We start from the raw sequence: 12,638 nt of genomic DNA, 5'->3' as shown, positions 1-12,638 counted from the left end.
GGTGACGGGAGGTTGGGAGGTGATGATCCCGCCGAATAGGTCGGCAAGCATAGTGCTGGAGAAGGCGGGAGTGGTTGATTACTACTGCCGCTTTCACCCCAACATGAAGGGCCGCATCACCGCGGCCGTGCGGTAGGCCGCAACAGGAGTTAGGGTTTCCAGCCCTCGAGGTTAGCCTTCCCGCGCTGGTTCAGCATGGCCAATCGCCCGGGCAACGTTGAGGTGTAAAGAGCGGACGCTTCGCTCCAATTGATCGACAGCAGCGTGTGCCTCCGTCACCGACATGTTCGGCGGCAGACGGCAATGAAAATTCACGATCAAGCCGATGCTGGTGTTGCGGATACGGATGTTATGAACATCGGTGACAACGCCAAGCTGTTCGGCTGATTTGCTCAAGGAGTCCACGATCTGGCGATAGTCCTCGCTTGATGCTTCGCCGCCATCCAGCCATTCCGCCGCCATGGGCTCGATGTGGGTGTCAATTTCCGTGTCGGCCCCAAGTTCGTTCCGGATGCCAGTCTCCAGATCGCTTGCCACTGCATGCGCCTGATCGACGCTGAGGTCGGCGTCGACTTCGATATCAAGGCTGATCGATAGCCGCCCATCGACCCGCTGGACCGTCAACCTGTGAATGGCCGCGGCCCGGTTGGCCGCGATGACCCGCACTTGGGTTTCGATGCTCTCGTCGTCACCGGCCCGTGCCTTCATCTCGACGGTCACCTCGGCATGAGGCAGTTGCGCACGCACTGCACGGACAACCTGCGACTTCACCTCTGCGACGTGATCGAGAGGCAGCGCCCGGCTTACGGCGACCAAGAGGTCGACGAAGGGAGTCGCTCCGGCCATACGTACCCGCGTCCGCTCCACGGCCAGGATGTTCGGCACGGTGATGACCGCAGCGGCGACGGCCGCACTCGCGCCCTCCGGTGCGGCATCGGTGAGGGCTGCAAAGGACTGATGGCCGAGCTTGACCGCTGCCACGACAATGAACCCAGCCACGACCAGGGCGGCCACGGCATCTGCAGACCAGTAGCCGAGCGTCACGAACACCATGCCTATCAGCACTATCCCGGAGGCCAACATATCCGAGAGAAAATGCAAGGCATCGGCTTCGAGCGCCGGACTGCCGGTCGCTTTGGCGACCCTGCGCAAAGCCCTTACCCGCCAGAAGTCAACGACCATGGAAACGACTAGGACGGCGATTGCAATCGGCGCGGCCTCGATTTGATGCGCCTCCCCGGACAGGCGCTTGAGGGCTTCATAGGCAATCCAACCAGCGGCCCCGAGAAGGAGCACAACCTCAAACAAGGCGGCGATGCTCTCCATTTTGCCGTAGCCATAGTGGTGCGCGTCGTCGGCTGCTTTGCCGCTAATGCGAACGGCCCACCAGGTGACCAGCGTGGCCACGAAATCGGACGAGGAATGCACGCCTTCCGAGATGAGGCCGATACTGCCGGTCATAAAGCCAATCGCGAACTTGCCGATGGCGAGCGCCGCGCTCGACGCCATTGAGATCAGCGCAACGCGCTCTTTGTCTTTCTGCATTTCTTGGCTCCGGGAGAGCATTGGCGCGTGGCCAATCGCCAGAGGTTGATCGACCTCGGTCTTGCAGAGTCAGCCAAAAACTGTCCGAACGCGCCACGCGACATCCGCGAGTATGTTGACGCGCTCCCGCTTGCGGGCGGTTGCTACTCCCCGATACCGCTCCCCCATAGCAATCAATGGAAAAATAGTCAAACATATCAATGACTTGGTATTGATAATCATTTGCAACTGTCCGTCCGCACAACAATAATCATGACCTTGCAGCCCAACCGCCCCAACGGACGCCGTGCTTCATTCTCGGCAAGCCTTACGCCACGGGATACGACCCAATAAGGGATTCAGAGGACCACGTGATCGGCATCTACTGTGTGGGCTATCGATGATCTACAAGGCGACAGGAAATCTCCGCGCCATCCAGATCCTGCTTGGCCACTCCAAGATAGAGAACACCGTTCGGTACCTTGGCGTCGATGTCGAGGACGCACTGCTCTTGGCAGAGCGAACCGAAATCTGACATTGAAGCGGTCACCCGACGCACCACGGACGACCGCTTCGGCCTGTTGGAAAGGTTGCTCTCCGGTCTGTCCCGGGGTGGGAAGCTGATAGGCCGCTTGTGGTGGTGGGTTGGCCCCAGATCTGAAGTCCTCCCGCCTCGCAGTCGAACCGCGAGTAGTGGCCGGGGCAGTTCAGCGTGCGGTCGTCGGCACGGTAAGCAAGGGGAAAGCCCCGATGCGGACAGACCGTGGTGAAGCCGACGATGTCGCCGTCCGGGCCTGCCCCGCCTTCGACCTGGTGGGCGAGCTTGAGCAGCACTCCGGGCGCGTTCTTGTCGGGATAGGCGACTTCGAGCGGCTCATTGACTTTGAGGTCCGCGACATTGGCGAGGCGGTTCGATGGATACTCCACCCTGGCCATCTGTGCTTGAGCCTTCGCCTCTCGCGGGAAGCTGGCGGCGGCTGCCGCTCCGGCGGCCGCGAGTGCGCTTCCCTGCAAGAAGCGGCGACGGCCTAAATCGACCATTCTTTTGCAGCGTTCCATGCGTTCCTCCCGTGAGGCGCTAGGCACTTCGCTGACAAGCGCCAGCCCGCGAAACAGCGGCAACCGTCAGACAAGCAACCGCGTTCGGAAGGCCGAACAGTGATGCGGTGTGTCATGGGTCCAAGAGTTCACCTAAAATGTGTGCTCTCATGCGGAACCAGGGTCCAGCGGAACGCTGATTTGGTGGGACCTACCTTCGGCGGGGGGTCGCCTTGTCCACGGGGGTATTGCTTGGGCAGGGCTTTCCGTTACTTCGAGGACGGGGAGGATAAGCATGTGGATCGCACAGATCGCAGCCGCGGAGATCGACGAGGGTTGATGATAGCTTCCGATTTGGGGTCAGGCCCGCAAGGACGCCGACAGCCAAAAGCCCCCCTCATACCTTTCCGCGCTCATCAGCGCAGGGGTGGCTCGCGCTCTCCATCCGATTGGCCAACCATCGCGCGCCTTCTATAGCCATTAAACCAAAGGGACCAGCTCTCTCGAGCGGTCCCTTGGCAATCTCGACACTCTCTTCGGCTACGCCTTATCCACCATCCCGGTTGGACTGTTTTCACAGCGGAAGGAGCCTTTCAGTCAATCTGGCATCCTTGGCTATTTGATAGGCGATAGGGAGCTAAAGAGCAATGCGAGTTCGCTTGGCCAGGGGCCCCATCGACAACGGTCTCGGCTGGAAGGCTGCCTATATAGCACGATCGCAATATTCAGCCCGTCGATTGCAGTCCGCCTCCTCGAATAGAGCAGCCTCGCTGTCCACCATCGTGTGGATCAACCTTGTTGCAAAGGCAGGATCGCTATTAAGCGCGGCCCTTATTTGCTCAAGCCAAGTGCGCGCCGCCAGCTCCTCAATCTCTGTTCCATCTATGGCATCCTGTGCCTCATAAATAAGATCCAAGATCTGAAGGCGAATTTCCTGCAATTTATTTGCCTTCTTATAAAATTTATTCACACCGTTAATCCTTACAATATATTTTTTATGAAAATAACACATCTAAAAGGGTTGATGAAGCACCTAAAATTGTCAAGCTATTTTGAAGGTCATTTTTTTACAAGGCGCAGCGAGACGACGATTGCATGCACCGGCAGTTTCGGCAGCTCTGTTGTTGAGATGCGACTTAACTGCCGCTAGACATGCATTGCCTCACCTTATCGACAACCGATTGCAATGAGGGCCCTTCCAAGGTCTCCTCCACCAACAGGCAGGCAGCCAGATATTTGATGGCATTTTGATTGTGTAAAACGATCTTGCGTGCGCTCCCATACGCGGTCTCAAGACGCCCGTGGACCCTATCTGCGACTTTCGGATTCAGCGCGATCAGTGAGAACGGATCGTCGACGTTTCGAAATATAAGTGGCTGATCGCTGCCAAAGCCGAGTGTCATCTCCATGTTGAAAGCCAACCTGGTGGCGGTCGCAAGATCGCTACGTTCGCTCCCTCCCGCCCCCCCTGACGCACTACCCTGCCTCGTGAGTTGCCAGACGAACCTGCAACTCAGTCGACCTGGCAGGCCCGCGGTCTGCCAGGGCACCCTCGATGTCGGCATAGGTAATGCTGCGCCCTTCACGCCGTGCCTTCTGGCGCACCTCTCGAACCAAGAACTCTACTTCAGCGCCGCTCATGCCCGTCGCTTTGAGCGCGAGGCCGCGAAGCACTCGGGGCATGCCCAACGGGGAAAGCTTAGCGCCTCCCCCGCCAGTAGAATTTGCTGTAGCTAAGTTGCACGTTCAGCTTTCGTTAGCTTGGCACCCGAAAGCGGTTGCAACCTGGCTAACGGTGGCTTCCGAGATTCCGGCATCACGCAATGAACGACCAGAATGGGGCGCAAAGCCGACATGCACGGCACTGCACGAAAGCCACTTTTTACACCTGCCAAATGCAAGACTGGTTTTCCGGGAGACTTCCGGCTTCGAATCCGTTCCTCGAATCCTGGACATACGTTCGGATCGCGCACTTCGATCTAGCGTTTCGGTCACGACGTGCTCCTTGCCAGACCGTAGAGGATCCAGTTACTGCGCCGCAATAGCGCGACTACCACCCGCAACAATCCGGGATGGCCCTTGATCTGACGTGCCCGACTTTCCAGGATCGGTTCGACCCGCCGCGCCACGAGTTTTGCCGCCAGGAAAAGGCATACGATGATAACGGTTTGAAAGAGGAGCCACGGCGTGGCGGCGTAATCGAACTTTGGCCTGATCCAGGCCAGCGCTTCATCGAAGGCGGTGCGAAAATCTATGCCCACTCAAGCGATATGGCGCAGGCTGCGCGCATGGCAAGCTAGGTGCGCCATCTTGGCCGTCGATCCTGAACACCGGATGCGTCCAACCAAGCCATCGAAGACACCTAGCGGACAACTACCGGCGTCCCAACTTTCACACGGTTGTAAAGGTCCTCTACGTGCGCGTTCAGCATGCGGATGCAGCCATTGGATACGGCACGGCCGATCGTCCATGGCGCGTTGGTGCCATGAATCCGATAGAGAGTGTCACGCCCTCCCTGATAGAGGTAGAGCGCACGAGCGCCCAGCGGATTGTGAGGGCCACCCTCCAGGCCTTTGGCATATTTTCCATATTCGCGCCGATTGCGCCGGATCATGTCCTTGGTCGGTTTCCAATGCGGCCATTCTTCCTTGCGACCGACAACGGCGCGGCCAGACCAAGCCAATCCTGCCTTGCTCACGCCAACGCCGTAACGGCGGGCTACGCCCGGCTGCTCGACCAAGTAGAGAAACCTCTTATGCGGGTCGACCACCACCATGCCGGGCGGATAGTCGCGGGAGAATGCGACCGACTGTGGCGCGTATTTTGGATTGAGAACAAAGTGCCTCTTATGCCTAGCCGCTGAAGCTCGATGCCCCGCAACACCAATTTGGGGCATTAGAAACGAAGCGACCAGCCCGAGCACGAACGATCGGCGACTGAACATGAACCGCCCTCCTCGCGCGAAATGCGCCTGAATGGCGATATCTACCCCAACAGTCTAGGTCAGGCTTGTGTCGCGTCCAAGGGGTTGAAGTGATAGCTTCGTGCTCGAAAGCCGCCCTCCTCCGCGGCAAAGGGTAAGCAACAACCGGGGAACTCGGCCGGTGATGGCGCATTTAGATCCGTCAGGATTAGTCGGCTGTCGGAACATAATGGCAATGCCTGAGTTGTGAGTGCCTGAATACCGTCAATGAACTTGGTCAACGAGGACAAAGCTCATGCGTAGGACACTCATCGCGATCGCCGCTGCCGCTACCGCTCTGGGCGTAGCACACGCGCAAACCGCTGTGGGGACTGGTTCCCACGTGTTCGTCACAGCTCAGCCAACGGACGTACTCAGCTACAATCTCATTGGGGTGAAGATCACCAACGGCGAAAACAAAGACATCGGTGAAATCAAGGACTTGGTTCTCTCCAAGGATACGCTTGCCGGCTATATTGTGTCGGTCGGCGGATTTCTTGGCATGGGTGAGCACTATGTTGTCGTCAGCCCCAGTGCCTTGAAAATTTTCTACTTGGAAAACGACAAGAAATGGACGGCGACGATGAATGCCACCAAGGAAGAACTCAAGTCAGCACCGGAATTCAAGTATGAAGGTCGCTGGAAGCGCTAACTGGCCGGGTGATCCAATGCGTGGCTCTCAGATGTGAGCGCGCCAATTTGGGGTAGATGGCACATCATGAGGGCCCGTCGTCTCAGCGACGGCGGGTTCTTTTCGCCTATCAGTGGCAGCCTCAGCCATGACGCCTTATGATCTGAACGTCTGTTTGTAAGCCTTGTCACTCAAAAGCGGACCAGCCGTTAACGACCCCAATGCGCAATCAGACAGATGACCGCTTTTTCGCTTTCTGATCTAAAAGCGGACCGTCCGAAAGCCACCCTTTGCGGGCGTACGGAGGGCGGAGCGTCACCGCGCGCTCAGCCGCCTGCGGGTGATGCCGACATGGAAGCGCACGCCGTGAACAAGCCCGTCGTCATTGAAATCATAGTTGGGATTGTGCAGGGGCGCAGAGTCCAGGCCATTGCCGAGGAACACGAAACAGCCGGGGACATGCGCAAGAAAACGGGCAAAGTCCTCTGAACCGGTCATCGGCTCGGCAGCTACCGCAATGTTCTCAGGGTGGAGAGTCTGGGCTGCAGCGGCGAAGGCCTCGTCGACGAGCGTGGCGTCGTTGACCAGCGCTACGAATTCCCGGGTGTAGGTGACCTCGGCCGCAACGTTATGAGCCGTTGCCGTCCCTTCTGCGATGATGCGCATCTGCCTTTCGATTGCCGCGCTGACCTCCGGACGGAAGCTGCGGGCATCGCCAAGAATGCGGGCCAATCCTGGAAGCGCGTTGCGCGTACCGTCGGTGATCAGTTCCGTGACCGAGACGACGCCGATGTCTGCGGGGCTGAGCCGCCGCGACACGATGGTCTGGAGGTTCGTCACCAGCGCGCAAGCCGCGACCAGCACCTCGTTGGCAGCGTGCGGGCGTGCGGCATGGCCGCCGACGCCCTTCAGGACGATCTCGAAATTGTCCTCTGCCGACATGATCGGGCCGGGACGGGTCTCGAAATGGCCGACTGGCAGGCCGGGCATGTTGTGGATGCCGTAGATTTCATCGAAGGGAAATCGCTGCATCAGGCCATCGTCGAGCATGGCCAGCGCCCCTTTGCCCCATTCCTCGGCAGGCTGGAAGATGAACCGGACCGTGCCGTCAAAGCCGCCCTCTTCGGCGAGCATCTTTGCCGCGCCAAGCAGCATCGCGGTGTGGCCGTCATGACCGCACGCATGCATGACGCCCACATTCCCCGATCGGTAGGTCCGCTCGCCCTGTTCGGTGATCCTCAGCGCATCCATGTCGGCCCGAAGAGCGATGGCGCGGTTGCCGCTGCCGCGCCTCAATGTGCCGACGACACCCGTCCCGCCGACCCCCTCGACGACTTCGTCGAGGCCGAACTCCCGCAGCTTCTGCGCCACGAACGCCGACGTCCTCTCTTCCTCGAAGCCGAATTCGGGATGGGCGTGCAGGTCGCGCCGCCAGGCGGTCATTTCCCCAACAAGTGCATCCTTGTCGACGATCATGTCAGCTATCCTTCGTCGCAAGCTGGCGGACGACGTCGAGGAGGATATTGGCTCCCGCGACGAGGTCTTCATCAGCCGTGTATTCCTTGGGGGCATGGCTGATGCCGCCGACGCTCGGAACGAAGATCATGGCGGCCGGTGCAATCCGGGCGAGCATTTGCGCGTCGTGGCCGGCTCCCGATGTCATTCGCTTGCACACCAGACCGCGATCCCGCGCCGCCTTCTCCACCAGTTCCACGATCCGATGATCGAACGTCACCGGCGCGAAGCGGGCCAGCCGCTCGACCGACACGTCGACCTGCTCCTCAGCGCCAATCTTTTCGAGAAACGCGGTGAGCGCTGCTTCCTCCTCCTTGAGGCGGTCATCGTCCGGGTCGCGCAGATCGACCGTGAAAGTGGCGCGCGAGGGGATGACATTGATCGCATTCGGCTCGAAGCCGATGCAGCCAACCGTGGCGACCGTCGGCGTGTTCGAAACCTTCGCGCGTTCGCGCAGGAAGGCAATGACCCGGGCAGCGGCGTAGCCTGCATCCCGGCGCATCGAAATCGGCGTGGTCCCCGCATGGTTGGCGTCGCCCTCGATTGTCACCTTCTGCCAGGAGATACCCTGCAGATTCTGCACGGCACCTACAGGAATGCCTTCGCGCTCGAGAACCGGACCCTGCTCGATATGCAGTTCGAGGTAGGCATGTGGCCTCATGAAGCCTGGCTCATGCGGGCCTGCATAACCGATACGCCGCAGTTCGTCCCCTAGAACCGTGCCATCCGTGCCGACGATCGCAAGGGCCGCGTCAACGTCGAGACCGCCGGCGTAAACCAGTGACCCCAGCATGTCGGGCGCGTAGCGGACGCCCTCCTCATTGGTGAAGGCGGCAACAACCATGGGGCGCGAGGGGGCAAAGCCGTCGCCCTTCAGGGTTTCGATCACCTCGAGGCCCGAGAGCACGCCGTAACACCCATCGTAGATGCCGGCGTTGATGACGGTATCGATGTGGGAGCCGAGCATCAGCGGTTGCGTGTCGCCCGCACCCTCCGGCTTCCAGATGCCAAAGACATTGCCGATGCGATCCACAGCAACCTCCAGTCCCGCATCCTCGAGCCAGGAAACGAACTGGTCGCGGCCGAGCTTCTCGGCATCGGAGGCAGCAAGGCGCACCAGCCGACCCTCTGCATCACGCCCGATTGCGCCCAGCATGCCGATGCGTCCGAGGAGGCGCGCTGCATCTATCGACGGGTTGCTCACGCTTCGGCTCCTGCCTCATTCTCCGCCGCCACCGCGGCGGAAGAGAGCCCGACGATCTGCTGGTATTTGCCCGGATCGGTTGCCCCTTCCGTGTTGACCACGAAGATGCGCGCTTTTGCGTCAATGCGCAGAGCCGTCTTGATTGCGGGATCGGCGACGGCCTTCATCAGCCCGGCCAGCCCGACGCCGCCGCTTTCCCCGGCGACGATGGCCGGATCACTGGCGAGTGGATGGGCGAGTTGCTTCATGATCGCGATCGCATCCTCTTCATCGACGGTCATGAAGGCGTCGGCGACGCGGGAGAGAACACGCCAGGCAACGAGCGATGGCTCGTAGCATTCGAGCATCGCCATCACGGTCGGCTCGCCATGCGCAATCGTCACCCGATGCCCCGCGCGCGCCGATTCAACGATGCAGCCCGCACGGGCGGGATCGACGACCGTAAACAGCGGACGTCTGTCGCCCAGCTCCATGGCCAGATAGCCCGCCACGGCGGCGGCGATGCCGCCAACGCCAGACTGGATGAACACATGCGTCGGCGGCTCCGGCATTTTCCGCAAGGCTTCACGCACGAGCGCCGTGTAGCCCTGCATCACGAGCCCGGGAATGCGCTCGTAGCCCGGCCAGGAGGTGTCCGAGACAATGGTCCAGCCGTTGTAGTCGGCTGTCCGAGCAGCCTCCCGAACCGAATCGTCATAGGTGCCGTCGACACGGATCATATCCGCGCCGAAACGGGCAATGGCTGCGACGCGCTCGTCGCTCACGCCGGAATGGACGAAGATTGCGGCCCGCGCGCCGACAAGCTGCGCACCCTGCGCAACCGACCGGCCGTGATTGCCGTCAGTGGCGCAGGCCATCGTCATGGTGCGTGCGACGGCGAGGACCTCCGGCGAATGCAGGTCGGCAATATCGACCGGGCGGCCGAGTTCTTTTTCGGCCTGCTCAAGGACAAGCCGGATCACCGCGTAGGCTCCGCCGAGCGCCTTGAAGCTTCCCAGGCCAAGGCGTTGGCCCTCGTCCTTGACGTGGATAGCGGCGACCCCGATCTCTGCCGCCAATCCGGGCAACGCCAGGAGAGGTGTTGGCGCATGTTTGTCCCGGAACGAGAGGTGGCGCTCGACCTCCTCGGCCGCGGTGACACCGAGCGTTTCGGCGTCTCTTGGATGGAGTGGCATGCGGTAATCGGGAGTGGTGTTCAGCAGAAACATGGTCGCCTCGTTTGCTTCCGCCGAAAAATATTGCAGGCGTGCCGAAATTTGCGCTGATAATTGACGGCCTATTTGCAAGTTTGTTTCACTGGAGGTCTTGCTTGAGAAAACCCGCTCAGCCGCAATTGGATGCCTTCGACCGCAAGATTCTCGCCATTCTCCAGAAGGACAACACCACGCCGCAACGGACCATCGGTGAGGCTGTCAACCTGTCGGCACCTGCCGTGCAGCGGCGGATCAAGCGGATGACGGAAGACGGGGTGATCCAGGCGAACGTGGCTGTCGTCGATCCGGTGGCCGTCGGTCAGGCCATAACCATCTTTGTCGAGGTGGAGGTCATCAGCGAAACGGCCGACCAGATCGAAATGGCCAAAAGGGAGTTCGCGGCCGCCGCGGAAATCCAGCAATGCTACTACGTGACTGGAGAGGCAGACTTCATTCTCGTCATCGTCGTCCCGGCAATGGCCGACTACGAGGCTCTGACGCGGCGGCTGTTCTTTGGCAACAACAACGTCAAACGCTTCCGGACCTTCGTTGCGATGGATCGGGTCAAGGTGGGGCTAAGTGTTCAGGTCGACTCCTGACTAGCCCATTTGAACGCTAATGTCGCGCAGCAGGCAGAGCGACGTCCAATTTCGACCCTCTGTGGACGAACACGATACCGCGCTCATAGGAGCGAGCTAACGAAAAATGTGAGGACAGGCAGACGCACTGATTCCCTCCGGCGTCTCTGAAGATCGGAAAAAGCTGACCAGTTTACCTGCAGCGCTTCCGCGATGGCGGGACTCCGAAACTTCCGCCGCTCACCCTGCCACTCGGGTTCGGCACGAGGGGCTGCCTTAGACGGGAGTGCAATCTCGCTTGTCGGTGAGGAGCATTGGTGGTTACCCTACGTTTGGCCCAACAATGCCTGTGATGCACTGCCGCCGGGATGGTGGATCATGCTCAGCACCGGTGAAGTTGACGTATTCACCTCGAACCGAGCCTGGCTTCTTTACCTGCTGTTCGGGGCTGCTTATTCGGCACTCTTCGCCCTTGGCGTTTACACGGGGAGCAACAGCGTGTTGGCGCTGGCTTGGCCAGCCAACGCATTCATGTTCGGCATGATGGTGCGCTTTCCTCTATTGGCACGCCCTCTTGGCTGGATTGCTTGTCTTGTCGGGTTCGCGATCACCGTCACAATATTCGATTTCGGGTTGGTCGAAGGCGCAAGACTGGCCGCATATAATTTCGGCATCGCCGCCATCGGCTATATCCTGCTTTCAAGTTTCAGTCGGATTGACCAGCGCCTGGAGCGCCCGATCTCGGTCTTCTACCTTCTCGCCGCCGTGGTCCCCGCATCCCTTTACGCCGGGATCGCGGGCTCGGTCCTCATCGGGTCCTTGTTCAGCACCCAGGAAACAGTAAACGCCTTTCGCTACTGGTTTTCGGTCGAGCTTTTTAATCAGCTTGCCTTTTTGCCGATGATCCTGGCTCTCCCCGAAGAGCGTCAGTGGGCGCGGCAGTTCCCGCTCACCCTTTACGATCAAGCACCGATCATCGTGCTGGTTCTTTCGGCCGCCGTGGGAATATTGTTCGGCGGGATAGCTGCTATCGCGTTCCCGGTTCCGGCCCTCCTTTTGTGCGCGATGTCCTATCGTGTTTTCCTGACAGCCTTGCTGACGTTCGCATACTGCGCTTGGACGATCATTGCCACGGCGTCTGGCTATGTCGACTTGTCGAATGCCAACCAGTCGCTGGTGCTGTCGATCACGTTGGGGCGCGCACTGATCACTGTGGGCCCGCTCGTCATCGCCACGAACACCGCAACAAAAAACGAGGTCCTTGACCAACTCAAATATCTCGCTGCCGAGCGCGAGATCGTGTCCAATGAACTTGAACATCGGATCAAGAACCTGTTTGCGCTTGTCAACGGACTGATTAGCCTATGCGTTCGGGAAGAACCTGACATGAAACCGCTGGCTGACAAGCTGAGAAATCGGCTCGTCGCGCTGCATCGTGCACATGGCCTCATTCGGACTGGAAATGCGCCCTCGGTTGCAACCGGCGATCGAGCCTCGCTGCAGGGGCTGATCGAGGTTCTGCTTAGCCCCTATAAGGGCAGCGCGGGCAGACGATTCGCCATTGATGGCGACGATGTGCTTGTCGACCCTGGAATTGTCACACCCTTGGCTCTTGTGTTCCACGAGTTGGCAACAAACTCGGCCAAATACGGTGCTTTGGGCGATCCGAAGGGTGCTTTGGAAGTCCACATCAGCCGCAACATTGACGAGTTGCACATCAAGTGGACGGAGAGAGCCTCGGGGCTGACTGGCCGCGCTGACGCCGCCATTGGCGGCTTTGGCACCAAGCTGCTAGACCTCACGATCAAGTTGCAATTACGAGGAAGCTATACTCGCACTTGGACAATGGACCGTTTGGACATTGAGATCATTCTGCCCTGGCAAACTGTTCCATCGCATTCTACGCGAGCCGGTGACCTCGCCCAAAGGAGCTAACCGAGTGCATCCCGTTGGCGTCGGCAAGAAGCAAACTGTTGGCGCGGCAGCAGACCCG

12 protein-coding genes and 2 pseudogenes are annotated in these 12,638 nt (G+C 59.8%); 5 read left to right on the top strand and 9 right to left on the bottom strand.

All coding sequences use genetic code 11. The annotated features are described in order from the left end of the window. Positions 1 to 136 (top strand): annotated as a pseudogene (locus ABLE85_RS16195) (amicyanin); the annotation flags it as partial. Positions 137 to 171: 35 nt separating this feature from the next. On the opposite strand, the gene ABLE85_RS16190 reads toward ABLE85_RS16195, so the two are convergent. Next, complete coding sequence (locus ABLE85_RS16190) at positions 172 to 1,545, bottom strand: cation-efflux pump (protein WP_348793727.1); 1,374 nt, start codon at positions 1,543 to 1,545, stop codon at positions 172 to 174. Positions 1,546 to 1,921: 376 nt separating this feature from the next. Between ABLE85_RS16190 and ABLE85_RS16185 the strand changes: the two are divergent. Next, a pseudogene (locus ABLE85_RS16185) lies at positions 1,922 to 2,059 on the top strand (integrase); the annotation flags it as partial. An 11-nt stretch (positions 2,060 to 2,070) separates the two neighbouring features. Here the strand turns inward: ABLE85_RS16185 and ABLE85_RS16180 are convergent. The 5 genes from ABLE85_RS16180 to ABLE85_RS16160 all read right to left on the bottom strand — a co-directional run bounded on the left by ABLE85_RS16180 (position 2,071) and on the right by ABLE85_RS16160 (position 5,506). Then, positions 2,071 to 2,583 carry an arsenate reductase (azurin) small subunit gene (locus ABLE85_RS16180; RefSeq protein ID WP_348793726.1) on the bottom strand — a complete coding sequence of 171 codons (513 nt, stop codon included), beginning with the start codon at positions 2,581 to 2,583 and terminating at the stop codon, positions 2,071 to 2,073. Between the two features lie 682 nt (positions 2,584 to 3,265). Next, positions 3,266 to 3,532, bottom strand: a complete 267-nt coding sequence (locus ABLE85_RS16175; RefSeq protein ID WP_348793725.1) for a hypothetical protein — start codon at positions 3,530 to 3,532, stop codon at positions 3,266 to 3,268. A 166-nt stretch (positions 3,533 to 3,698) separates the two neighbouring features. Further along, on the bottom strand, positions 3,699 to 3,971 hold the full coding sequence (locus ABLE85_RS16170) for a hypothetical protein (RefSeq protein ID WP_348793724.1): 273 nt from the start codon (positions 3,969 to 3,971) through the stop codon (positions 3,699 to 3,701). 582 nt (positions 3,972 to 4,553) lie between these two features. Beyond that, positions 4,554 to 4,823, bottom strand: a complete 270-nt coding sequence (locus ABLE85_RS16165) for a hypothetical protein (protein ID WP_348793723.1) — start codon at positions 4,821 to 4,823, stop codon at positions 4,554 to 4,556. A gap of 101 nt (positions 4,824 to 4,924) precedes the next feature. After that, on the bottom strand, positions 4,925 to 5,506 hold the full coding sequence (locus tag ABLE85_RS16160) for a L,D-transpeptidase (protein ID WP_348793722.1): 582 nt from the start codon (positions 5,504 to 5,506) through the stop codon (positions 4,925 to 4,927). A 274-nt stretch (positions 5,507 to 5,780) separates the two neighbouring features. On the opposite strand from ABLE85_RS16160, the gene ABLE85_RS16155 reads away from it, so the two are divergent. Further along, positions 5,781 to 6,176, top strand: coding sequence for a PRC-barrel domain-containing protein (locus ABLE85_RS16155; protein ID WP_348793721.1), 396 nt, complete (start codon positions 5,781 to 5,783; stop codon positions 6,174 to 6,176). Positions 6,177 to 6,470: 294 nt separating this feature from the next. Here ABLE85_RS16155 and ABLE85_RS16150 read toward each other — a convergent pair whose 3' ends face one another. From ABLE85_RS16150 to ABLE85_RS16140, 3 genes are read right to left on the bottom strand one after another with little or no spacing between them, the layout of a single operon-like run. Then, the gene (locus ABLE85_RS16150) at positions 6,471 to 7,631 is read right to left on the bottom strand and encodes a M20 aminoacylase family protein (RefSeq protein ID WP_348793720.1); all 1,161 of its coding nucleotides are present in this window, start codon (positions 7,629 to 7,631) and stop codon (positions 6,471 to 6,473) included. Between the two features lies 1 nt (position 7,632). Beyond that, positions 7,633 to 8,874, bottom strand: a complete 1,242-nt coding sequence (locus ABLE85_RS16145; protein WP_348793719.1) for a Zn-dependent hydrolase — start codon at positions 8,872 to 8,874, stop codon at positions 7,633 to 7,635. Next, positions 8,871 to 10,082 (bottom strand): diaminopropionate ammonia-lyase, encoded by a 1,212-nt coding sequence (locus tag ABLE85_RS16140; RefSeq protein WP_348793718.1) that lies wholly within the window; start codon positions 10,080 to 10,082, stop codon positions 8,871 to 8,873. The genes ABLE85_RS16145 and ABLE85_RS16140 overlap by 4 nt, the downstream gene beginning before the upstream one ends. Positions 10,083 to 10,183: 101 nt before the next feature. Here ABLE85_RS16140 and ABLE85_RS16135 point away from each other — a divergent pair, with 101 nt between their 5' ends. After that, complete coding sequence (locus tag ABLE85_RS16135; RefSeq protein WP_348793747.1) at positions 10,184 to 10,666, top strand: Lrp/AsnC family transcriptional regulator; 483 nt, start codon at positions 10,184 to 10,186, stop codon at positions 10,664 to 10,666. Positions 10,667 to 11,023: 357 nt separating this feature from the next. Further along, positions 11,024 to 12,580, top strand: a complete 1,557-nt coding sequence (locus ABLE85_RS16130; protein WP_348793717.1) for an HWE histidine kinase domain-containing protein — start codon at positions 11,024 to 11,026, stop codon at positions 12,578 to 12,580. The last annotated feature ends 58 nt before the right edge of the window (positions 12,581 to 12,638 follow it).

The organism is Mesorhizobium sp. KR1-2 (genome assembly GCF_040045035.1).
Taxonomy (GTDB): Bacteria; Pseudomonadota; Alphaproteobacteria; order Rhizobiales; family Rhizobiaceae; genus Pseudaminobacter.
This window is presented reverse-complemented; position numbering and strand designations above follow the sequence as displayed.